The sequence below is a fragment of the Holdemanella sp. DFI.5.55 genome (genome assembly GCF_020593575.1).
GTDB classification, from domain to species: domain Bacteria; phylum Bacillota_I; class Bacilli_A; order Erysipelotrichales; family Erysipelotrichaceae; genus Holdemanella; species Holdemanella hominis.
Window position 1 is genome coordinate 23,906 of sequence record NZ_JAJDMK010000010.1, and the last position, 23,602, is coordinate 47,507.

The following is a 23,602-nucleotide window of genomic DNA, read 5'->3' on the forward strand; positions in this document are numbered from 1 at the left end:
CGTATAATTGAAAAGACATTCTCAAGGAGGTTAATTATGACTGATATTTTACGAAATAACTGGTTTGTTGTACTTATTGCCATCATCATTATTGGTTTTATTGGCTACTTCATCTACGACACCAATAAAGATAATGTTTCCGCAAAAACAACCAACAATGAACAAGTTATTGCTTCTATTAATAAGGATGACATTACCGCTGATGATTTATATGATGAATCCACACCTTATGATGGCTCTACTATCTACAATATGTATAAAAATGCCGTTATCGATCAATCTATCAAAACTACAAAAGATTTAAAGAAACAGGCAAGCACATTAGAGTCTAATATTAAATCTAACGCATCTAGTCAAAGTGATGACTATGAATCTACACTAACAACAGAGCTTGCCAAATATGGTTATGCATCCTATGAAGAACTTAATGATTATTGCTTAACAAGTGTAAAAGAAAAAGAAATGAATAAAAAATATATCACTAAACATTTTGATGAAGTGAAAAAAGCTTGGGAAGATAAAAGCCCAAGAACCGTATCCATTATTAAAATGGATGTTAGTGATGCCGATAATCTAACAGAAACAGAAACTAAAAAGAAAAGTAATATTGATAAGGCTTTAGAAAAAGAAAGCTTTGCGGATGTCGCTAAAGCCTTCTCTGAAGATTCAAATACCGCTAATAAAAATGGATTTGCAGGATATGTAGATTCAAACTCAACAAGTTCAGGCTCAAATTCAACATCAACTGTTCCTGCTGATGTAGTGACAGCTGCAATCGGCCTTAAAAAAGGTGAAACAAGTGACTGGATCACAGTTACAAGTTCAAGTGGAACAAGCTTATATAAGGTATATGTAAAAGAAACAAATTCAAAGAAGATTTTTAACGCAAAAAGTGACACCGTTTCAAACCAAGCATTGTATGCCATCTTAAACAGCGATTCTTCTCTTTCATACAAGATTTTAGATTCGTATGCAAAAAAATTAGATATTAAATTCAACGATAAAGACACAAAGAAAAAATTCGACAGCTATGTAAAAACAACTTATGGAGGTGATCAATAATGAAAAAGACACCTATATTATTCGTATGTGCTGCCATGATGTTGACAGGATGCTCTGGAGCAACCGCAACTATTAAGGATAAAGATGAAACAATTATGACTATTGGTGACACAAAATACACTAAGGGTGATGAATATGATTTGTTAAAAATATCTACTGGTACAGATCTTACAATGGAACTTGTAAAACAGGCTATCTACAAACAAGAAGTCAAAGTTACAAAGGAAATGAAGGAAAAAGCACAAGAACAAGTTAACAACTACAAAGAAAACATGGAAAACTTTGATGAACAAATTCAATCATTGGGATATAAAAACAGCACACAATATATGAATAAAGTTCTAATCCCAAGTTTACAAGCAAGTGAATTAACCGAAAAATACTTCACAGACGCAAAGAAAGACATCCAAAAAACATATAAACCAAGTAAAGCTCGTATCATTCAATGTGAGAATAAGGCAACTGCTAAAAAAGCTTTGAAGGCATTAAAGAACGGAACAGATCCAGAAGAAGTAGCTCAACAATACATGGTTGATTCTGCAAAATATTCTGGAAAAGAAACATTGGTAACGACAAAGACAACGGATTTATCAACTCGTTTGATCAATACATTGTCAAAGACAAAAAAAGCCGGAGTCATTGACGAAGTCTTCACAAACGAAAGCAGTGGAACAACATATGCATATGTTGCCGTATTAGTATCTAATACATATAAAGACATTAAAGATGATGTATATACAACATTGAGCAGTGATGATGACGTCACAAAAGCTTGTCTTGTTTATTATTTAAAGAAATATAATTTTGAAGTACACGATCAAGATGTATTCAATAATTTAAAGGCAAACAATCCTGAATATCTAGTTTCTAGACCAGATTTATCTGAATTAGACGACTAAATAAAAGGCCATTAGACAATAGTCTAGTGGCCCATTTTTTTCATCATTTCATCCAGTTCAAATCGAAAATTAAATTCTTCTATATCCTGTAACCCTATGTAAAATAAACAATCTATATCCTCATGATCAAATACGTAACAATGCTCCTTATCCATATAGCCTTCTGGCCATAAACATCCCGCATAATCATAGAGTTTTTTTGTCTTCATATTTTGTTGAAGACGCCCCATGATCATTAACTTCTTTGTCCCCTCTTTTAAAGTGACAACACTGCCAATCGGTAATAAATCTTTCATGCCGACTCCTTTCTAATAACTTACGTTGATTTTAAAGCCCAGTCCCGCAATAAAGCCAAGTTTTGAGCCGATTTCCCACTCCCTGCTAGAAAAATGATAAGAGAAATTGGCCTCTGCACTACCTACACTTCCTTGTGCTGTTAAAGTGACTTTCGCCCCAAGAATGTTCAATACACAACGTGTTTCGCCTCGTAAGGCTGCAACACCCACTCCAGCTTCAAACGACTGTTCTTTCCTAGAAAAAGCAGCTTTACAAGTCGCATACGCAACACCAACTTGCCCTGTTGCTCGAGCGCTCGCATAGACTTTTGAATTTCCAATACGCGCATTTACTGTAGAAGATAATAACGCTAGACTTGACTCTGCATTTAATACTATACGCGGATCAAATTTCTTGTTCTTCCATATTCTTGCACTGATACTCGATTTAATTTCTCCATCAAGAAGTGTGGCATTGGCCCCTACATGGAAATAAGGCTTTGTGTAATTTTTATTCCATTCTTTAAATGACTTTGTATAACGAATCGAACCATACGAATAGCGACTCTGTTTTGTCAATTGTGAAACTAAATTCAAGTTTGTATACTTGATCAAATTCACCTTTCCAGGTTTCCAAGCACTTTGTTTGTGCTCGCAAGACTCAATTAAAGATGCGCTCTTCGATAAATAATTCGCAATATCCATTATTTCTTTTGCGATGCGATATTGCCTTTCATTAATTGTCGGATCTTTTGAAGATAGAGGCCTAGAAGCGAGCGCCTTATATTCAAGACTTAGATTTTGACAAGCTATACTATCGCCGTTCACGATTCATAATCCCCTGCATCTGAATTTGAATTAAATATTGAATTCGACTGACCTTTTGATTCACATAGACAAACTCTTCATTCGATACAATATTTTTTGTCTGATTTAACAACGCATTTAAATCACTAGACAAGGCATTGTAGAAATTTATCTCATTCATAACGCATCAAAGATTGTTCGTTTTCCTGATATAGATTTGCGGTTTGATGTAAATACGTAGAAAAGCGTGCTAACGTATCTAAATACGACATCATTGCTGGATTCAACGTTTGAAATTGTTCCATAAAGTATTTCGAAGCTGGAGATTGCCAAATAGATTCCACATAATACATTCTGGATTCAATTTCGTTAAATACAGTTCGAATCTCATTGGCATACGTATCCACCTGCTTAGAATATGCCATTACATCTTCACTTGATATTTGAATTTGTACCATACTTTTCTCCTTCTACAACAACAATCTAGCTTGTGCAACACGATCTTGTTGAAGCTGTTCGTAAACCGAAGCTGTCTGCTTCAATACATTGCTGTATTCTAGAATTACTTGATACATTTCATTTAATGAAGGTCTAAATTCTTCTAGCTGATTTTGAAAAGCTAAATGATCCACCCCCTGCCAGATACTTTGCATCTGCTCCACTTTTTTATAAAGATTCTGAATTAGATCATTATAGCTATCCGCTTTGTTTTTCACATAGACACTTGCCTGATATACTTCGGAATAATCCACTGATATTTTCATTTTTACCTCCCGTAGATTAAGATATCGCCATAAGCGATTTGATTTTCTTGAAACGTTTTATTTAAATCTAAAAAATAATTTCCTGTCACATTAAACACATACTGTATTTCATAACCTAAAAACTCATTCAAAAACATTTTTACAACATACAATTGAGATACATATACCATTCTTAGATCAAGTGACAAATATATACCAACCTCATTCACAAATACCAACCCCTTCATTTTGATCTTTAAAAAAGACACAATCAAAATGTTCATATGGAAGCTTTCGCTTTAACATATATCCATATTCTTTTAAACCATAACCAACCCATACAATTTGAGCATTGTATAGTTTCTTTTGAAATGCATCCTCATTCAATAAACTCACATCTACACACACGACATATACATCACTCTCTTGATGCCAATCACTCGTAATTTTTAAATGTGCTAAACTCTCACATATACAATTTACTACATGCACATAATCCGTATGCATATATAAAATGAATAACTTTTTTGTTTCATCCATAAAAACCGGTCGATCGCCTTTACATTCAAAACCAATACAATTTTTATCCTTATTAAATATCATCGATTTTGTAGCTCTTGTTTTAAGATCTGTTTCTTTTATCTTTCGATATAAAATTTCAACATATGCATTGTGATACAGCGTCATATTTAGATACGAAGGCAGATGGTAGGTGTCAAAGAATATCCGTTTATCATCTAAACTCTCTATATCAAATACATACTTATTTAAGATCCATTTCAAATTTGTGGTTTCATTATTCGTAACCACAAACGAAATTACATGTTCATCCAATTCAGAAAGATCCAAATTCTCATCTTCGAAAATGATACAAACACCTTCATGAATCTTTGAAAAATAGCGAGATTGAAAGAAACTAAAATCTACATAGGAATCCAACATATTTGTTCCATAGACATAGATCGTTTCATTTTCAAAATATTTGATCAAACGATATACAATATCTAGACTTTTTGTATAAAACAACTGTATTGACATAAATTCAATTTCACATTGTCTTTGTTCAAAAGGAAGATCTAACACACCAAATACATATTCAGGAATATCTTTAGGCAACAACACCCATTCTCTTGCTTCCTTTAAATCATGAATTTGATCCTTTAATACATCCATGACACGCTTACCCGCATGATGTTTTGAATGCAGTACTTCTTTTTTCTCATTGATTTCACGCCAACATATTTCATCTATTGAACTTTGTAAATAAAAACTTCGACAAGATTGATTCTTTTGTTGGTGCTGAAGAATCATATCTCCTGGATTTTTTAAATGATACGCCATTTCATTTTGAAGTATTTCCCGACTATCTTGTACACTACTCACATGAAAACAAGCCCGCCAAGTTGTATTGGACCAAACTTGATCATCAATGATGCCAGAAGGTTTTTGTGTGCTTAAAACCAAATGGATGCCTAGTGATCTTCCAATTCGTGCAATTTCCTGCAGTTGTGACATAAATTGTGGAAATCGCATTTTCAATTGGGCAAATTCATCCACAAAGATCCATAAATGTGACATTGTACAGATCTTATTGTAGGAATGAATATCCGATACTTTTTCTTTTAAGAACAAGCGCTGTCTTTTCTCCAATTCATAATTCATGCTCTGAAAAAAACGTTCCATAGATTGTGCATCTAAATTGGTCACAATTCCTGCACAATGCGCAAATTCATAAAAGGGTTGTCCAAAAGCACCGCCCTTAAAATCAATCAATACATATTGAAATTGTTGAGGTGTATTATGCCATATCAGCATCATCAAAAGAAAACTAATAAATTCACTCTTGCCAAAACCTGTCATTCCTGCAACTAAGCCATGAGGCCCATACTCTTGAAAATCCATAACAACAATTTGTTGGGACTCATCAATACCTACTGGAACTTTCATTACATACTCAGATTTTCGAACAGGACCTATTTTGATTAGTTGATCATAGAAATTTGAATCTTCATTCCGCAATACAAATCGTTTTCGATCCAAGCCTAATTCTGTTATCGCAATTGTTTCAATTTGGTAGTCATAATGGAAAGATGGTTTTTGGTTTCCCACATAAATCAAACAATAATACGACTTAGGAAGATATTTTCCTTCTATATCAACGACTATTGTATCGGCATCGATTTTTTCACAAATAGCACAATAGGGATTTAAAAGAATTTGTTTCATTCCATCAAACTCCTGAAGCCATACCCATTTACGTTTTTGTTTGGAATACCACAAATAATTTTCAAATAAAATAACACTTGCCTTCACATCTCCTTGAATCCAACAAGCTTCGCCTTGTCTTAAAAATATAGGAAATTGTACAAATTGATTTAAGTTTGAGATTAACTGTTCTCTTTTTTGCATCAACTCATCAAGTGCATATTCATACGAAACTTCACGATAACTTATTTTGCACCATGCATTGTATGCACACCCTACATAAATCACATCTCTGTTTTCGTGTTGGTATGTATCGATATATTTAGTAATATATTCATCCATCTGTTTTTTAAATGTACCTTTAGATATAACACCCTTTTCATACATCTTCTCTATGTAGGCATTATACATATCGATACTTTTTTTGCTCTCTTTTACACTTAATTTGTATTGATAATTCCGGTTGTAAAGGCCATACACCATAAAAGTAAATGCCATTGTCAAAGAGCTGATCATACTTGTGAAGAGTGATTCTATTCTTTGTTTTTGAAGATATCCAATCAAAATGGAGGAGACAAAACCAGAACTTGCGATCATACAACTCGGTCCTATCGCACTAAATAGACTTTGTTTTTGAACTGTACGCATAATTTGTGGCATCTGAATATCAAATTTTTGAACCTTTGGCATTTCAATATTTAAACAGTACGGATAATATGTTGTATTTTTACGATCTAGCTCTACATTACTATAAGGATTGTTGACCATATCCAAAAGTACATAATCTTTAAAATAAATCATGCGAATGTTCGCAAACACAATCTCATCCTGCATACAAAGGCTGCATCTTTTAACTCGTTTCGAATTGACATACGTACCGTTTAAACTATCAAAATCCTGTAACACGCCTTCTTCAATTTGAAAATGATACCTAGACACTCCGTTCGTACATAATTGAATATCACATGCTTCACTTCTTCCAACCTTTATCTTTTTAGAAATTGGAAAATGGCACATTGTACTTTCTATTTCTTCTAAATAAAATAAAACTTCATCTAGAATACACGATTCGCCATATCTCAATATTTTTTTAGATTGGTTCCATACAATACACACACCATTCCTTCTTTTTTCAAAGAAGTACTTTGAAAATGACTTTGCACAGTTCAAGTCAAAGTAGTGGCAGGATTTGTCTGTGTATAGCCATAGTTTGATCATAATTTAAAGATTTGTTTGAGCCACATTCTTATTTTCTGTATAGAGGTGATTCTCACAGCTGACCTTTTGATTTCTTCTTTTTTTAATACTTTGCGATGCTTTGTCTTTACCTCAATTGAGGTCTTTTTCTTTTTTAATGAAATCTCGACAAAATCATGTCCCATCACATCTTTTTCAATCTGTACACGCTTACCATTGACTAAAACATACTCGATCTTATCTTCAGACCATATTTGTACCTTATTCTTTTTACGCGTATAGTGAATTTTGGGCTTAGAAACCTTTTGAATATGTTTCTTATTCTTTTTTAAGACCACTTCATTATCGTCATTTACAACCCAGACACGTTCAAATTCAACCACTTCATCTTTTTCTAGAACTTGTTCACTTTTTGAAACCATTTCAATCTCTTTATCGGGACTAAATACAAATTCATATTCTTTCTTTTCTAGGTTCATCAGCACATCATTTGTATATGTCACAATTTTTAATACATCATCTTTGACCATACGATTAAAGACTTTCTCAAAATCCATATCCATGAAAGTATCATTTAAATAGTATTCCACCCGCATATACGCATTTGAAGCATCATACTTGTATTCTAGGCTGGGGCGTTTCTTTACATTCATGCGATCCACAACCCTTTCATTATTCATAAACAACTGACTTGAAGGGGCTTTTTTATCGATTTGAACATAAATTTGATCACTTACCTCATGTCCATATATATCTTTGGCATACGCACTCACACAATAGATGACATCCTGATTATGTATGGCCGGTAAACGAATCGTTTCATTGAGCGCATAGCGCGTTTTAATACCATTGAGATCCACATCTATATATCCTATTTCTAATTTAGATACATTACGGATTGCTTTCACAATGACATCCTCATTAGATAGCTTACTTGAAGGAGTTAATGTGATTATTGGCAAAATATTGGAATATTCAATAGAGCCTTCGATACTTTTTTTAAATTGTGGATACTCTTTATGTTCTAACTCAAATGTATACTTTCCATTTTTTGAATGATCAATCAACACTTGATTTTTGTCTTCTAAATCAAGTGAATAGTAATATATACCATCACAATACACATGCAGATTAAAAGCCTGTTTACATACAGATTCAAATTGCATGTTAGAATGATTTTCTTTTGTGTACACGACAGAATTTAATAAACATTCAGGATATTTAATAGGTAAAATTTTAATTTCTCTTTCCAACTTATTTTGTGCAATATCTGTACAGATTATTCGTAAAGATTGATTTTTGGATGTAACATCCACATCAAATTCAAGTTCTTCACAATCCATTTGTTCATCATCTAAATAAACCTCAATACTTTTCAAATTTTGTTCGAATATCTTTACATGAACGGTTTCTTTATCTTCTAAAGGAAGTACATCCAGAATCTTTTGATTATTTGTATTAAATACAATATCTGGCATTGTCGTATCTAATAGAATTGTCTTTTCACCTTCCTGTAACGCATAGCCATCTACATCTTTTAAAATATATACAAGCTGTGTGATTCCTTCTTTTTGAATATCGATAAAAGTATGTTCGTTGTTTAAATCAATTTCTTTGCCATCATAAATAACTAAACTGGAATCTCGATCCACTTTTTCATCAAAGAACAACTCAATATTCCCTGTCGCAGAGGCCACACCATTTATAAAGTTTTCTGTTTCCTGCCAATATATAAAATCTGTATATTCAACATCTTGTAGAGAAATCATAAACTCCTCCAAAATTCATAAAGATCTTTCCATCTTTCACTTTTTAAATTGTCAATAAAAACCACTGGAATTTCCATATTTTCACTCTCCTTATTTCGTAATAAAAGTACATATTCCAAGTAATTACATCCTAGATTTTCAAATTCGGCTTGATACGTTTTTAATGTCTCTGGACTTATACTTTCAATCCAGTCTTTAATCGGTTGAATCGAAATTTTGATTTCTTTATGTAGACCAAACTGAAGACATTGATTTAACACGTTCAATTTATCTTTTAGAAGCAAGTTATTTGAATTAACCAGCTTAACACACGTATCAATATGTGCGGCATCCGGATTTAAATACACCAGCACAAGTGCTTGAAGCTCTGGCCATTTATTTAAAGAAACACGATCATATACATATCGAATCAAAGTAGCATCTTTTGTTGCTATTGCCTCCTCCATTAAAAATAAAGATGCTTGTTCATTGACATATACTTCATCCAAGATCCATCCATTAGAGATCCACGTATATAAACGATCTTGTTTATCAGACTCTTTATACGCTTTTTCAAATAAGGCAATTTGATGATGGGTGTAGTACGCATCAAAGACACTTTTTGGACTTGTACTGAAGACAGACAGAATACATATAGAAAGTACAAGCAAGATTCGAATGATGATATGTATAAAAATCAAGTTCTTAAATGTAAATAATCGAGATATTCTTCGCTCTTGTTTTTGATGACACAAAAGAACTATGGGCATCATACTTATGCCGAAAAGTTCTTGAATCAAAGAACCAAGTGCATAGATATCACAACGAATATCCTTTTCACTCAATGTTAATAATTCAGGTGCACAATTGGATTTTGAAGCCATCACTGCCACATGTGAGTGATTTTCAATACATGCGTTAAAATCAATTAAATAAAAATGGTTCTGATAATAAATAATATTTTCAAGTTTTAAATCAATATAGAGATAGCCAATCTGATGCAGGTCTTGCAAGACTTTTAAAACATCAATTAGCAAACGATACTTTTTGAATAAACAACGATGGTTTTGAAAGTATTGTCTTGCGTTGATTCCTGGAATATACGTTTCGACAAAACATTGTGCAAAGTCTTCTTCAAAACAAGTGATCAAACTAGGGACATGGATCGAATTTAAGTTAGAGAGCACATTGATCTCTGTTTTAAATTGATGTTTATATCGTTCTGTTTCATAATCTGGACAGATTTTTAAAATATAAACACATGTACTAAATTCATCCATAACACGATAAACATTGGTATTATAGGTATGTACGACCTTATATCTATTGTTCTTTAAATTCACACACGACATCACCAAATCTTATCGTCATTCCATCTTTTAATCGCATCTTGCGTTTCACTTCTTTTTCGTTCAGATACGTCTTATTCGTACTCTTTAGATCTTGTATATAGTACCGATCATTTTCACATACGATCTTGGCATGTTTTAAAGATATACTCGCATCCTGTATACGGACATCACATACCATCGCTCTTCCTACTAGATTGATTTCATTGCACAATGCATATTTTTCCTGATCGCATAATAGGTAGGCATAAAAATCTACTTTTACTTGTAAAAGCTGTGTTTTTTCTTCCAAAACAGATTCAACAGGCCTCTCTTTATGGAAAGCTTGTATGGGTTCTTTGACTTTAAATGTCTGCATTCTCTTGTTTTTAAAGAAAAATAACTTTTTCGGATAATATAAATTTCGTATATTATCCAGACCTAAGACAAGATTGGGTAAACTAAACTCAGCACTCTTTAAAAACTTCAATAAAAATCCAGGAATTTCAAAAGCGGTTGTAGTCTGCATCGTTTTTGCGATATACTCCACCCATTTTTCTGACATATCCTTTTGAAACATCCAGTTCGATATTTGAATGGGCACCACGACAAACGCAAAGCGATCTCCAAAACTAGAGACAAATACGTAGTCTGGATCAAATAGAACTGGTTTATTGCGATTGGATGCGATGGCTTGTTCAAATAACTGATGCAAGAATATATAGCCTTCTTCTTTTTCAAACACATACTGACTTAAAAAATCATGTAAAGGAATATAGCCTTCTATCGCATACACCATCGATGCCGTTTTTTCGTTTGTCAACATACAAGGCAGACAAAAATCATCGTTCGATAATCGATCAAAAATGGATAGGTCGAGTAATTCTGGATTTTTCAAATGAACATACAAGTGATTATCATCCATGTGATCTTGTTCAATCCATTCGGACATCTCATCACCTCCATACTCTTAAACGTTTTTTTTAATACTTTTTCCAGAAAACTTTCATTATTTTTTTGATTTTTTGAGTTTTTTTGTCTAAAATGAAACAATGATGAAATTTATAACATATATTCACGTTTATTTAATTCAAACCATCCTGAATTTCCTTCCATTTTGCTGGATTGACATCTTCTATGACAATCAGACGTATATAGGAAATCAACTACATCACCCCATATATTTATTTCTATGGGCGTTTAGTTCGGCAATTGGATTTTATTATTATTCAAAAAAAATATGGGAAAAATATAACGTAAATTACAATAAAAAAAATCATGTCTTAATCTGTTTAGGCATGATTCTTTCATGTAGTATTCCCTATAACGATATAACACTTTTAAAAGACCTTCACGTATGGCTTTCCATTCTTTTTGTAGCCTGTTTTATCCTTGAATGGTTTCTTTATATTCCGGTTCACTTAAATAAAAACTCAATCCTGTTTTTTATCAACATTGGATTGAGTTTTGTGTTCACATTTATGTTTGGCCACATTACTGGCTTTTGCGAAATCTATTTTTCATTTACTACGAATATTCTACTACATCACTGGATGTTTCAGGATTGATCTTTTCAATCTTAACTAAGTAGTTTTTCGCTTTTTTCACAAAATACATACGATTTCCAAGCTCAAGTACTTTTTCAAAATATAAGCGAGCCAATTTATAATCTTCTTCTACAAAGGAGATCAAAGCAATGTAGTAACATGAATCTACTTGCTGGAAAGGAAAATTCGCTCTTTGTAGACCTTGTAAATAATATTTCTTACAAGTATTCAAATCCCCATCCATAAGATGAATCTTATTTTCAATGGCCGCCATTTCTTCACTTTGAATCATGACACCAGCACGTCCATAATGAAGACGAATATTTTGCGCCTCTTCTTTACAACGAGATAAAGCCTCTTCATCCTTCAACATATAATAAATATACGACATCAATGACCAATATTGTAAAGAACTCGCAGCATCCTTACGCGGATAACTAATCAATACATCTTGAGCAAGTTCAGCATCATTTAAATAAATCAAGCATTGTGCAAGCAATGTATGCTGGCTCAAGCGCGTATGTCCCTTTGAATTTGTGCAATAGTAAATAATGGCACTCGCACAAGCCTCAGGATTACAATCTTCATATAATAATTTTGTGATTGGTAAAAGGGATACGGCACGATAACGTAACACTAAATTAAACGCAAATAAGTAGAACATCAATAATACAGCTAGAAGCATCATATTATTTACGGCAATTAAAATTGCAAATAAGGCAACAATGCCTAACGCATAGATACCTGTTAATTTACGAACATTTTTACGACAAGTCTTTGCAAGATCCTTATAAGACTCATCCAATTCATGATGAATCTTATATATACGAACCAATTCATCATCGCTTGTAAAATTAAATTCGCGACGTTCTTTCGAAATGCTTTTGCGCAAACTTAACATTCCATAAATACATACAACAAATGCAGGCACAACCAAAATGGCACCAATATAGATCATGTATTCAGGTAAAAAGAAAATCAAACACATAACGATCCATGGGCTAATGTTGAATCGCGCTGTTACATATTGTCCAATATAAATGATATTGATGATTCCTGAAATCAATAAGGCATCACCTACATATAAGATCCACATATTATTTTGCAGATACGTTAAAACCTGTTTCAGTGATTCTGTATCTACACCTGGTACAGAACTTAATGAACTCGACAACATATCCGAACTCATATCGATACCACTCGCAAATACAACCGCACATAAGCAAAGTCCAACTAAAAAAGCTACAACTAAAGCTATTAAATGGGATTTACAACGATATTTCCACATACAACCACCTATTTCTTCTCTATAATTCTTGCAGGAATTCCTACTGCAGTTGCCCCTTCAGGAACATCTTCTAAGACGACCGCATTTGCCCCTACACGACATCCCTTTTTCAAAGTGATATTTCCTAAACATTTTGCTCCACAGCCAATATATACACCATCTTCTAAAGTTGGATGTCTTTTGACATGTTGCTTTCCTGTACCACCAAGTGTGACACCATGATAAAGCTGACAATCATCCCCGATAATTGTCGTTTCACCAATCACAACTCCGATACCATGATCAATCATCAAACCACGACCAATCACAGCACCAGGGTGAATTTCAATTCCTGTCCAATGCCTTGCTCGATTACTTACCCAACGCGCAATAAATGTATGATTACGCACCCAAAACCAATGGGCAATACGATGTAAACCAATTGCCTTAATATGTGGATACAACCAAAACACTTCCCATTTTGAATGTGCTGCTGGGTCTAACTGCATTGTTCTTTCTATGTTATATAATCCATCACGGATAAAAGATTTCTTGTTTCTTTCTGACATGATAAAATTTTAGTTTATTTATGTCTAAATTTCAAGTTTAGTGTTTATTTCACATAAACTTCACATAGTGAATCATCTAAAACCTTACCAATCGAATCATGAATAACAAGATCCGCCTTTGAATCCATATTTGTACTGTCTTTATTGATCAAAACCAAATGTTTGCCATGAAAATAGTTAATTAAACCAGCCGCAGGATATACGACAAGACTTGTACCACCTACAATTAAAAGATCTGCCTGCTCAATCGCATGAATAGCCGAATACAATGTATATTCATCTAAGCCTTCTTCATACAAAACAACATCTGGCTTAATGATGGCACCACACTTGCTACATCTAGGAATACCTTCATTATCTCTTAGTTTCATCATATCCTCTAGAGAATATTTTGTTTGACAATGCGTACAAGTATTTCTTAAAACACTTCCATGCAATTCATAGACCTTTTTAGAACCTGCCATCTGATGTAAGCCATCAATATTCTGTGTCACAATCCCTTTTAGCTTTCCCATTTTTTCAAGCTTTGAAAGAGCATGATGCGCCTTATTAGGTTGGGCATCTGGATAAATCATCTGATTAAAATAAAAATCAAAGAATTCTTTAGGATGACTTAAATAAAAACTATGTGACAACATAATCTCAGCCGGATATGGATACTTCTTTTTATATAATCCATTATCACTACGAAAATCTGGAATGTTACTTTCTGTAGACACACCAGCACCACCAAAAAATACTATATTATGACTTTCTTGAATCCAATCTTTTAAAGACATAACATCGTCGAGTAGACTTTGTCTCGACCTTCACCCCTTTCATCAATATAAAATAATTTCGCGATGAGAGGTTCAAGTCTCAAAAGCCCCTCGCAGAACCGCACGTGCCCTATTAAGGCATACGGCTCTTCAACAAATTATTCACCTAATAAGCACTATTTAAATATATCTTAGGACACTCCAGTGGATGTATCTTTAGGATATTTATATATTTATTCCTAGTTAACCAGTTAGTCTGGTCTCTGCGTCTCTTGCTTTTACGCAATTCTACTAGAACATATTTATAGAACTTTAGTAGACCGACATAGTTACCATAAATTCCATAATATCTGTAATGTCCTGTTAATCTCACATTCAACGCTTCAATGGTATCCTTAATGCTTTCGTGCATATGTTCCCATAACCATCTCTTAATGGCTTCTCTTTTCATTTTCAACTTCTTCTTGCTTGTTCTATGCAGTACACAATATTTGCCCCAATGACTTTTCGCATTGTAATGTGTAAATCCAAGAAAATCAAAGGATTCCTTTGTTCCCTTGTATCTGCCAAAGGGTAGTATTCTGCTTTTATCTTCTGCAATTTCAAGACCAAACTTCTTTAGTCTCTTTATTAAAAGCTGATAAAACTTTTGCGCTTCATTCTCGTATTGAAACAGACATACAAAATCATCTGCATAGCGTACCATATACATTTCGCCCCTGAATTCACGTTTCTTTACATAATCGAACCATGTATCAAGTACATAATGTAGATACACATTTGCCAGTACTGGTGATATTAATCCTCCCTGTACTTTTCCTGAATCTGTAGCCAGTCGTTTTACCATCTTCCATAACTCCACCAATCAGAAATCGTTTGATGTATCTGATAAAATTCTTGTCTGCTATGTCATGCTCTAAAAAATTTATCATCCAATCATGGTCGATGTTGTCGAAGAATCCTTTAATATCTGCGTCTAAGATGTAATTAACCTTATTAGCCATGATATGTTTGTTCACTCTCTGTATTGCATCGTGACAACTCCTGTTTGGACGAAACCCAAAAGAGAAATCTTTGAATTTGGGTTCATAGATTGCCTCTAGAATCTCCTTGAAGACTCCTTGCACAACTTTATCCTCAAATGATGGAATGCCTAGTCCGCGCATTTTCCCATTTCCTTTCGGTATAAAGGCTCTGCGAACTGGATAAGGCCTATAAGAAAATTTCTTCATTCTGATTAACAGATTTTCAATATTTTCGTCTATGTTTTCTCCATATTGCTCCTTGGTTACCCCGTCAACTCCAACCGCTTTTCCTTTCGGTTGCTTTTTGTAGGATTCCTTGAGTGCGTCATTGTTTACATATTTCATTAACGACTGTACTCTGTCATATCTTGCTACGAGATTGGCTATTTCTGCTTTCTCTTTTTCCATAGATTACTTGCCTCCTGTGCTTTCTATGTTTTGATTGCAAAAGCAACTTATTGTCCGTCCCTTCCCTCTAGCGTCATTACTGCTTTCCATGGTACTATAGACGAATCCGACTCCTCAATGGTCTTCGTTCATACTCATCATTGCATTGACCGATACTCCCTACTGTCTCATGTACAGAACCATCCAGGCCTCCCAGGTATTTCAAATATAACAATATCAGGTATGCCGTGCTCTAGGACTCCGGTGTGTTTTCATAGTCTCGCTTTAGCGACTAATCCTTGTTGGTGACCCAAGAAAGTAGTAGACCACCCCACACAATCGATAATTCTAACGGAGCTCAATCACTTCACGCTTACGCATTACGGCGTTCCTGTTTCCTGTCCTACGCTTAAACACCGTTGTTAGCCTTTGGTGCTCCAAGGACTTGGTACTGGCAACTTGCTAGGTTTTACCAGACTGGATTCCCACCAGTTATATATTTGGCACCGAACTGGCGCACACTTCCTGAAACTATTATACCTCTAAATAAGAAAAGAAAGGAAGATAATTCACTATCTTCCTTGAATATCAAATGTATACTCGCCATTTTGACAATCTACATGGATTACATCCCCTTGCATAGCGCCAGTCTTAATCATTTCCTTGGCAATCTGTGTCTCAAGATTTCTTTGGATATAACGCTTCATAGGACGAGCACCATATACAGGATCTACCCCCATCTTTGCGATCTGATTGTATACAGCATCACTTACATTCAATGTAATGTCACGTTCAGCCAAACGTTTTTGTAGCAAGCCGACAAACTTGTGGGCAATCTTAATAAAGGCCGAATCATCTAATGCGTTGAACACAATAATTTCATCGATACGGTTAATGAATTCTGGTTTAAAGTGACGCTTTACTTCTTCCATATATTTATCATGTACATCACCAGATTCAAAGGCATATTGGCTACCTAAGTTAGATGTTAAGATAATAATTGTATTCTTAAAATCTACCGTAACACCTTTCGAGTCTGTAATACGACCATCATCAAGAATTTGAAGTAACACATTGAATACATCTGGATGCGCCTTTTCGATTTCATCAAACAAGACAATACTATATGGATTACGACGAACAGCTTCCGTTAATTGACCTCCCTCATCGTATCCTACATATCCAGGAGGTGCACCAATTAATCGTGCCACACTGTGTTTTTCCATGTATTCACTCATATCAATACGCACAATATGTCTTTCATCGTCAAATAACTGTTCAGCCAAAGCCTTGGCAACCTCCGTTTTACCAACACCAGTTGGACCTAAGAACATGAACGATCCAATTGGACGATTCTCATCTTGAATCTGTGCTTTAGAACGCAAGATTGCATCTGTTACAAGTTCTAGAGCTTCATTTTGACCAACAACACGTTTTTCAAGTTCTTCCTTCAAATTCAATAATTTATCTCTTTCAGAGGCAACCAAACGAGTCACTTCAACGCCTGTCCATCTAGAAACGATTTTCGCAATCAATTCTTCATTGACCGTTTCTTGAATCAAAGCATCCTCTTTTTGACTTGCCTGCTCTTTTTGAATACGAGCCTCTAATTCTGGAATCGTGCCATATTGAAGTTTAGCAGCATCTTCGTAACGAGCTTCATTACGCGCTTGCTCTAAATCCAAACGAGCTTTCTCCAAACGTTGTTTATCCTCTTTTTCATTAGCCAAGCCATGTTTTTCATCTTCCCACTTAGAATGCATTTCATCACGCTTTGATTGTAAAGAAGCTAATTCACTTTCAATTTCTTCACGACGCTCAATAGCCCTTTTATCTTCTTCTTTTTGTAGAGAAGTCTTTTCAATTTGAAGTTGTAAAATCTTACGCTGTAATTCATCCAACTCTTGAGGCATACTTTCCATTTCAACCTTTAACGTAGCACAAGCCTCATCCACTAAGTCAATTGCCTTATCTGGTAAGAAACGATCCGTGATATAACGATCGGACATAGTAGCTGCCGCAATTAAAGCTTCATCCAAAATACGTACACCATGATAACTTTCAAAACGATCTTTTAATCCACGCAAAATACTGATTGTATCCTCTACACTTGGCTGAGCAACTTGTACTTTTTGGAAACGACGCTCTAAAGCGGCATCCTTTTCAATATATTTACGATATTCATTGAAAGTTGTTGCACCAATACAATGTAGTTCACCACGCGCTAACATTGGCTTTAATAAGTTAGCCGCATCCATACTACCTTCAGTTTTACCTGCACCAACCAAGTTATGAATTTCATCAATAAACAAGATGATTTGTCCATCCGATTTTTTAACTTCATCCAAAATGGATTTTAAACGCTCCTCAAATTCACCACGATACTTAGCACCGGCAATCAAAGATCCCATATCCAATTCAATCAAGCGTTTTTCTTTTAATGACTCAGGCACATCCCCCTTCATAATACGCCATGCGATCCCTTCAACAACAGCTGTCTTACCAACACCAGGTTCACCAATCAAAACAGGGTTGTTCTTTGTCTTACGAGATAAAATCTGCATAACACGTCGAATTTCATCATCACGTCCAATAATTGGATCAATCTTACCATCACGCACATCCTGAACTAGATCACGACCATATTTCTTTAAAGCTTCTACATTCTCTTCTGAATTTGGCGTATCAAATTTTTTACCATTACGACGCTCTAATTCAGCTTTGTAGCAAGCATCCTTATTCAAGTTAAAAGTTCTTACCAATTCTTTAGAAATATAAGAACGATTAAACAATAGAGCTAAGAATACACTAGCTACTGAAAGATAAGTTTCATCATGTTGACTCGCCCAGTTTTGCGCATCTTCAAACGATTTCTGCACTTCATTGGATAAATTTATATTACTTGTTGAGCTCTTTGCGACACGATTAGATTCTTGTTGAACCATCTGTAAAGCACGACCTTTATCCAAGCCGATACGCTCAAACAAGCCGTCCAATACATCATCCTTAAAAATCGTTTCCAACATATCCACAGTATCTACACTTGGATGTTGGTTGGATTTTGCCAAATTAATGGCATCCATTAAAATCTTCTGCAAACGCTCTGACATTTGATCGATATTCATAAATAAGCACCTCCTTGCACTTAGCACTCACTCTTTATGATTGCTAATGATAGTATAACACCATTTTTGGCACTGTCAACACTTAAGTGCTAATTATTTTTTAAAAAGAAAAGTAGATTTCTCTACTTTTCCAATGTATTACGATTATAAGCTCTTTGCCAATTTACGCTAAATTCACCCACCGCAATCTTTGTTCCTGGATGATCAATCATTTGATATAAAACATCACAAGGAACAGTTACAGCTTGAATTCCAGCCTTGATCAATTCATGTACTTGATATGTATTTTTAAAGCTTGCCGCAATCACTTTAGCCGGCATATGATTCACTCTCAACATTTCAATCAAGTCTTTTACATTCTGAACACCATCTCCATAATTACACATTCGATTTGTATAAGGTGCTAAATATTCAGCTCCATTCATTGCAGCTAAAAAAGCCTGGTCCGCTGTATAAATGGCAGTAGCCAATGTGTGAATTCCTAACTTTTTACATTCTTTAATAGCTCTTAAGCCCTCATGTGTAACCGGAATCTTTACATACATATTTTTATTACGAATGGAAGAAATCATTTTTGCCTCTTCCATAATACCTTCAAAAGAGGTCTGTACCGTTTGAATAAACAACAATTGATCTTCGCTCAACACCTCACAAAGATCTTTTACTACATCCATTGCTTCTCTATTCGATTTTGTTAATATTGTAGGGTTTGTCGTAACACCCGTAATTGTTAATAACTCATTTAGTTCTTTAATTTGTTCAATATTTGATGAATCGATAATTAATTCCATAATAGATCCTCCTTAAGTTCATCTGTATACTAACACCAGAAAAATTTTGATTCAATAACCTTTTCACATCAAACAATTTATTTCAAAAGAACACAAATAAACATGTTCCCTTCTGTTTCTTTTTGTGCTTTAATAGAATTATGAACACAACACAAAGAAGATATGAAATCTATGAAAAACTAAAAAAAGATAAAACCGTACAAGTAAGTGAACTCGCAAAAGTATACTCCGTTTCCTTAATGACCATACGAAGAGATTTAGATAGTCTAGAAAACCAAGGACTCGCCACAAAGCGCTATGGAGGAGCCACACTCAATGAGTCTAGTTCAACTGAACCTTCCTTTGAAATCAAAGAAGGTATGTCACAATCGGATAAAAAAGAAATCGCGATTTATGCTAGTACACTCATTCAAGATGGAGATTCTATCTATTTGGATTGTGGTACAACCTGCCTTGAGCTCTTTAAACGTATACACCATAAAAAAATCACAATCTTTACAAATTTCTGGAAGATTCTTCAATATGTAGATCGAAATACCAAGGCGAAAATCATTATGGCTCCAGGCACCTATAATCCTGTAACTCAGGCAGCTCTATCTGAAAGCACCATTCAATTCTTTCAAAACTATTATATCGATAAAGCCTTTATTTCCGTATTAGGCCTTGACTTAGACTATGGCGTATCCATTCCCAGCATGAGTGATGCTTTAGTTAAAAAAGCGATTCTTGATTCTTCCAATAAAAAAATTTGTATGGCAGACCATACAAAATTCCATAAGAAGTATATGTCAAAAATAGCCAATATTGATGATTTTGACATGATTATCACCGATAATAAACTAGATGATACTATAAAACACGAAAACATAATAAAAGCACATTAAATGTGCTTTTATTATATTAGAATGCTTTTTGACCTTTTACATATGTCATTTCAACAGAATAGTCATCATTTAATACAACTAAATCTGCATCTTTTCCAGTTTGAATCGATCCTTTACGATCATCTACATTCAACATACGAGCCGGGTTCAATGTACAAGCATTGATAGCTGTTTGCCAAGGAACCATTGCTTTTTCTACTAAAATACGAAGTCCATCGTTGACATGCAATGTAGATCCCGCAAGACCTTTCGTATCTGTTAAGTGTGCACTTCCATCTGGATATAATTCGATTTCATTTCCACCAAACAATACTTTTGTACCAACAGGTAGTCCCTTAACCATTAATGAGTCAGTGATCATAATACAGTGGTTTGCTCCTTTAGCTGTAAAGAAGTCGTTTAATGCTTCATAAGTTGAGTGGTTTCCATCACAGATGATTTCACCATATACATCTCTATAACGCATTGCAGCACCAACTAATCCTGGTTCACGGTGATGGAATTTAGTCATACCATTGAATACGTGAGTCATTGAGTTTGCACCATTCGCAATGGCTAAACGAGCCTGTTCAAAAGTGGCTCCTGAGTGACCTTGACTACACACAATTCCATTTGCGCGTAAGAATTTAGTTAATTCATAGTTATCATCGTGTTCACAAGCCATAGTCACGATTTTAATTAAATTATTAGAAGCTGCCAAGTAACGTTTGAATTGTTCAAGATCTGGTTTTACACAATACTGTTCAGGTTGTGCTCCCTTATATACTTGATCCAAATAAGGTCCTTCAAAGTGAATACCTAAAATTTCTGCACCTTCATACCCTTCTTCAACAACTTTCGCAACATTTTTAACCGCATTTGTCAAAACTTCTTCAGACTGTGTGATTGTTGTTGGAAGAATACCTGTAACCCCTTCTTTAACAATATTTTTCATCCAGTTACGAAGGCCTTCTTCATTCGCATCATTAGTATCAAATCCATAAGCACCATGTGTGTGTACATCGATAAATCCTGGGATAATTCGTTTATCTCCATAATCCTCATCCACTTCTTTTTCGCCATATGGATAGATATTAACAATCTTTCCTTCTTCTACTTCAACTTGGGCTGCCAACCATGTATTTACGACCCAAATTCTTTTACTTTGAATAATCATATCGACAATTCCTCCTAACTATTATTATACTCTTTATAAAAGAAAACACTTACACTTTTTAGTTGACTTTTTATATTTTTTATTCAAAACATTAAATGATTTTTTACGATTCAGCTTATAACTTCTCAAATCCTTATAAACCCTTATTCTATGCGGTATTTGAGAAGTTATAGCTTGAATGTCAGTTCACAAATCGGCTTAAATCAACTCATATTCTATCTCTCAAATGTAGTAAAATTTGTAGTAAACTAAGCGGAGATAGAAAGCATTTCAACCATAGCTGATTGAGCTGTACCGTGTGCATAATATCCGAGTGTCATCGTGATATTCTTATGACCCATAACATATTGAAGTGTGTTAGGGGTCATTTTTTTATTTGCCATGTTTGTACAGAACGTATGGCGTAGAGTGTGTGGTGTGATGAGCGGAAGTTCATCTCCCTTGTGATACTTATTGTATTTCTTTAGCATATTAGGAAATGTTGAGGAATAGGCTGTTGCATACATAGGATAGCCTTTCTGATTCAAGAATACAAAATCAGAATAACCATCAATATTTACTTTTTGTATTTTACCCCTGTTTTTGATTTCATCTTGCAATGCTTCTTTTACAATTTTAATCATAGGAATTTCTCTGATTCCGCTTTCTGTCTTTGTCTCGTTGATAGAATATTTACCTTTATCATAGTTAATTTGATGATTCACTTGTATAAACCCTTTTTCAAAATCAATATCAGAAGTTGTCAAACCACATAATTCAGAGATACGCAATCCTGTATATAGCAGAACCACAATAGCGTTGTAATACTTTTTATATACATCATCTATCTTTAAAAATGACAATAAAGCATTGACCTGTTCATCTGTTAATGCAGTTTTGTGTATCGTATCATCTTCCAATACATCACTAAGATTCCAGTTAAAAGGATTTTTCCTTACCAAATCATCGTTAAGAGCTGTGTAAAAGCACGCTTTCAATGACCTTTTATGATTGTTTATCGTTTGATAGGAATATCCATTCTTCTTCATGCGGATAGCCCATTCTTTTGTATCACTAGGTTTGATAGATTCAATAGGCATATTACCTAGTGTATCTACTTTAAGAATGTCTATAAGGTATTTTCTTCCGTTTACCGTTGATTTTCTCACATTCGGTTTTAAAGCGTTATGCTTTTCGTATAATTGCCACAACAACATTTTCTTTCCGCATGTATCAATTCCGTCCATGATGTCACGTTGCAGGTCTCTTTCAAGATCTCGCAACGACCTACAAAAACGTTTGCCTTTTGGAATAGGGTCAGTATCGGTTAATCGCCACGAATACAGGAATTTTGATTTTCCATTTTTATCTTGATATTTATATGCGTATCGTCCGTCCTTTCTTTGTGATTCTCCAGTTTTGAGTAATCGTCCTTTGTTATCTTTTCGTCTACTCATAATTGCTCCTTTCTAGTATGAAAAGAGCCTTGCCATGTAGCTGATTATACCACACACAAAGCTCAATTCATATATTTTAGATTGTCTCGGATTTCAAAAGAATCTCCTCTAATCGCACCCGTTTAATTAAACGGCGATAGCCGTTATATACAATCCAATCTGGATTTTGTTCTAAACTAGCCATATTTCTTAACTTATTTTCACCAATATTGAAATACTGACTTGCTTCTGTGAATGTAAGCAAGAATTTATTTTCAATATTAACTGTCTTATTCATAACAATCACTTCCTCCTGCTTTCCAAATATCACATTGAAATGCTTGCTCATATTTAGCATCAAACCATGCCATTTCTAATGCTTCTGACATATTCTTATAACGTCCTGCTTTCACA

Annotated in this window: 21 protein-coding genes and 1 pseudogene; 3 read left to right on the forward strand and 19 right to left on the reverse strand. The window is 34.3% G+C overall.

Annotated elements, in window-relative coordinates; translation table 11 throughout:
• The first annotated feature begins 36 nt into the window (after positions 1-36).
• Entirely contained in the window at positions 37-1,062 is a 1,026-nt protein-coding gene (locus LJE08_RS03915) for a peptidylprolyl isomerase (protein ID WP_117924791.1), read from the forward strand.
• Complete coding sequence (locus LJE08_RS03920; RefSeq protein ID WP_227402467.1) at positions 1,062-1,961, forward strand: hypothetical protein; 900 nt, start codon at positions 1,062-1,064, stop codon at positions 1,959-1,961. The genes LJE08_RS03915 and LJE08_RS03920 overlap by 1 nt, the downstream gene beginning before the upstream one ends.
• 23 nt (positions 1,962-1,984) lie before the next feature.
• Here LJE08_RS03920 and LJE08_RS03925 read toward each other — a convergent pair whose 3' ends face one another.
• The 16 genes and pseudogenes from LJE08_RS03925 to LJE08_RS04000 all read right to left on the reverse strand — a co-directional run bounded on the left by LJE08_RS03925 (position 1,985) and on the right by LJE08_RS04000 (position 19,733).
• Positions 1,985-2,257 carry a DUF4176 domain-containing protein gene (locus LJE08_RS03925; RefSeq protein ID WP_117924795.1) on the reverse strand — a complete coding sequence of 91 codons (273 nt, stop codon included), beginning with the start codon at positions 2,255-2,257 and terminating at the stop codon, positions 1,985-1,987.
• A gap of 12 nt (positions 2,258-2,269) precedes the next feature.
• Positions 2,270-3,064, reverse strand: coding sequence for a hypothetical protein (locus tag LJE08_RS03930; RefSeq protein WP_186998800.1), 795 nt, complete (start codon positions 3,062-3,064; stop codon positions 2,270-2,272).
• On the reverse strand, positions 3,051-3,224 hold the full coding sequence (locus LJE08_RS03935; RefSeq protein WP_154555723.1) for a hypothetical protein: 174 nt from the start codon (positions 3,222-3,224) through the stop codon (positions 3,051-3,053). Before LJE08_RS03935 ends, LJE08_RS03930 begins: the two co-directional genes overlap by 14 nt.
• Positions 3,217-3,501 carry a WXG100 family type VII secretion target gene (locus LJE08_RS03940; RefSeq protein WP_227402468.1) on the reverse strand — a complete coding sequence of 95 codons (285 nt, stop codon included), beginning with the start codon at positions 3,499-3,501 and terminating at the stop codon, positions 3,217-3,219. Before LJE08_RS03940 ends, LJE08_RS03935 begins: the two co-directional genes overlap by 8 nt.
• A gap of 12 nt (positions 3,502-3,513) precedes the next feature.
• The gene (locus LJE08_RS03945; protein ID WP_117924184.1) at positions 3,514-3,807 is read right to left on the reverse strand and encodes a WXG100 family type VII secretion target; all 294 of its coding nucleotides are present in this window, start codon (positions 3,805-3,807) and stop codon (positions 3,514-3,516) included.
• Positions 3,808-3,809: 2 nt separating this feature from the next.
• Entirely contained in the window at positions 3,810-3,977 is a 168-nt protein-coding gene (locus LJE08_RS03950; protein ID WP_222620943.1) for a hypothetical protein, read from the reverse strand.
• A gap of 31 nt (positions 3,978-4,008) precedes the next feature.
• Positions 4,009-7,107, reverse strand: coding sequence for an FtsK/SpoIIIE domain-containing protein (locus LJE08_RS03955; RefSeq protein ID WP_227402469.1), 3,099 nt, complete (start codon positions 7,105-7,107; stop codon positions 4,009-4,011).
• Between the two features lie 98 nt (positions 7,108-7,205).
• Positions 7,206-8,957 (reverse strand): hypothetical protein, encoded by a 1,752-nt coding sequence (locus LJE08_RS03960; RefSeq protein ID WP_227402470.1) that lies wholly within the window; start codon positions 8,955-8,957, stop codon positions 7,206-7,208.
• On the reverse strand, positions 8,954-10,279 hold the full coding sequence (locus LJE08_RS03965) for a protein kinase family protein (RefSeq protein ID WP_227402471.1): 1,326 nt from the start codon (positions 10,277-10,279) through the stop codon (positions 8,954-8,956). Before LJE08_RS03965 ends, LJE08_RS03960 begins: the two co-directional genes overlap by 4 nt.
• Complete coding sequence (locus tag LJE08_RS03970; protein WP_227402472.1) at positions 10,260-11,216, reverse strand: FHA domain-containing protein; 957 nt, start codon at positions 11,214-11,216, stop codon at positions 10,260-10,262. The genes LJE08_RS03965 and LJE08_RS03970 overlap by 20 nt, the downstream gene beginning before the upstream one ends.
• Positions 11,217-11,791: 575 nt before the next feature.
• Positions 11,792-13,099, reverse strand: coding sequence for a hypothetical protein (locus LJE08_RS03975; protein ID WP_227402473.1), 1,308 nt, complete (start codon positions 13,097-13,099; stop codon positions 11,792-11,794).
• A gap of 8 nt (positions 13,100-13,107) precedes the next feature.
• Positions 13,108-13,647 (reverse strand): serine O-acetyltransferase EpsC, encoded by a 540-nt coding sequence (gene epsC / locus LJE08_RS03980; RefSeq protein WP_227402474.1) that lies wholly within the window; start codon positions 13,645-13,647, stop codon positions 13,108-13,110.
• 44 nt (positions 13,648-13,691) lie between these two features.
• A complete protein-coding gene (locus tag LJE08_RS03985; RefSeq protein ID WP_117924202.1) occupies positions 13,692-14,426 on the reverse strand; it encodes an NAD-dependent protein deacylase in 735 nt (244 codons plus the stop codon).
• A gap of 145 nt (positions 14,427-14,571) precedes the next feature.
• Positions 14,572-15,838 (reverse strand): annotated as a pseudogene (gene ltrA, locus LJE08_RS15245) (group II intron reverse transcriptase/maturase).
• Positions 15,839-16,389: 551 nt separating this feature from the next.
• Entirely contained in the window at positions 16,390-18,942 is a 2,553-nt protein-coding gene (locus tag LJE08_RS03995) for an ATP-dependent Clp protease ATP-binding subunit (RefSeq protein ID WP_227402475.1), read from the reverse strand.
• Between the two features lie 122 nt (positions 18,943-19,064).
• Entirely contained in the window at positions 19,065-19,733 is a 669-nt protein-coding gene (locus LJE08_RS04000; RefSeq protein ID WP_227402476.1) for a transaldolase family protein, read from the reverse strand.
• 140 nt (positions 19,734-19,873) lie between these two features.
• Here LJE08_RS04000 and LJE08_RS04005 point away from each other — a divergent pair, with 140 nt between their 5' ends.
• Complete coding sequence (locus tag LJE08_RS04005) at positions 19,874-20,617, forward strand: DeoR/GlpR family DNA-binding transcription regulator (protein ID WP_186998791.1); 744 nt, start codon at positions 19,874-19,876, stop codon at positions 20,615-20,617.
• Between the two features lie 16 nt (positions 20,618-20,633).
• Here LJE08_RS04005 and nagA read toward each other — a convergent pair whose 3' ends face one another.
• From nagA to LJE08_RS04020, 3 genes are all read right to left on the reverse strand, one after another.
• Positions 20,634-21,773 (reverse strand): N-acetylglucosamine-6-phosphate deacetylase, encoded by a 1,140-nt coding sequence (gene nagA / locus LJE08_RS04010; RefSeq protein WP_117924209.1) that lies wholly within the window; start codon positions 21,771-21,773, stop codon positions 20,634-20,636.
• 248 nt (positions 21,774-22,021) lie between these two features.
• Positions 22,022-23,212, reverse strand: coding sequence for a site-specific integrase (locus LJE08_RS04015; protein WP_227402478.1), 1,191 nt, complete (start codon positions 23,210-23,212; stop codon positions 22,022-22,024).
• Positions 23,213-23,285: 73 nt separating this feature from the next.
• Positions 23,286-23,486, reverse strand: a complete 201-nt coding sequence (locus tag LJE08_RS04020) for an excisionase (RefSeq protein ID WP_227402477.1) — start codon at positions 23,484-23,486, stop codon at positions 23,286-23,288.
• Positions 23,487-23,602 lie beyond the last annotated feature (116 nt).

Excerpts from the sequence above, each read along its gene's own strand:
- LJE08_RS04005 (WP_186998791.1), top strand. The coding sequence starts at position 19,874 with ATGAACACAACACAAAGAAGATATGAAATCTATGAAAAACTAAAAAAA.
- LJE08_RS04020 (WP_227402477.1), bottom strand. The coding sequence starts at position 23,486 with ATGAATAAGACAGTTAATATTGAAAATAAATTCTTGCTTACATTCACA.
- LJE08_RS03915 (WP_117924791.1), top strand. The coding sequence starts at position 37 with ATGACTGATATTTTACGAAATAACTGGTTTGTTGTACTTATTGCCATC.
- LJE08_RS03970 (WP_227402472.1), bottom strand. The coding sequence starts at position 11,216 with ATGTCCGAATGGATTGAACAAGATCACATGGATGATAATCACTTGTAT.
- LJE08_RS03960 (WP_227402470.1), bottom strand. The coding sequence starts at position 8,957 with ATGATTTCTCTACAAGATGTTGAATATACAGATTTTATATATTGGCAG.
- LJE08_RS03925 (WP_117924795.1), bottom strand. The coding sequence starts at position 2,257 with ATGAAAGATTTATTACCGATTGGCAGTGTTGTCACTTTAAAAGAGGGG.
- LJE08_RS03920 (WP_227402467.1), top strand. The coding sequence starts at position 1,062 with ATGAAAAAGACACCTATATTATTCGTATGTGCTGCCATGATGTTGACA.
- LJE08_RS03995 (WP_227402475.1), bottom strand. The coding sequence starts at position 18,942 with ATGAATATCGATCAAATGTCAGAGCGTTTGCAGAAGATTTTAATGGAT.
- epsC (WP_227402474.1), bottom strand. The coding sequence starts at position 13,647 with ATGTCAGAAAGAAACAAGAAATCTTTTATCCGTGATGGATTATATAAC.
- LJE08_RS03975 (WP_227402473.1), bottom strand. The coding sequence starts at position 13,099 with ATGTGGAAATATCGTTGTAAATCCCATTTAATAGCTTTAGTTGTAGCT.
- nagA (WP_117924209.1), bottom strand. The coding sequence starts at position 21,773 with ATGATTATTCAAAGTAAAAGAATTTGGGTCGTAAATACATGGTTGGCA.
- LJE08_RS03940 (WP_227402468.1), bottom strand. The coding sequence starts at position 3,501 with ATGGTACAAATTCAAATATCAAGTGAAGATGTAATGGCATATTCTAAG.
- LJE08_RS03935 (WP_154555723.1), bottom strand. The coding sequence starts at position 3,224 with ATGAATGAGATAAATTTCTACAATGCCTTGTCTAGTGATTTAAATGCG.
- LJE08_RS03945 (WP_117924184.1), bottom strand. The coding sequence starts at position 3,807 with ATGAAAATATCAGTGGATTATTCCGAAGTATATCAGGCAAGTGTCTAT.
- LJE08_RS03950 (WP_222620943.1), bottom strand. The coding sequence starts at position 3,977 with ATGGTATATGTATCTCAATTGTATGTTGTAAAAATGTTTTTGAATGAG.
- LJE08_RS04000 (WP_227402476.1), bottom strand. The coding sequence starts at position 19,733 with ATGGAATTAATTATCGATTCATCAAATATTGAACAAATTAAAGAACTA.
- LJE08_RS03985 (WP_117924202.1), bottom strand. The coding sequence starts at position 14,426 with ATGTCTTTAAAAGATTGGATTCAAGAAAGTCATAATATAGTATTTTTT.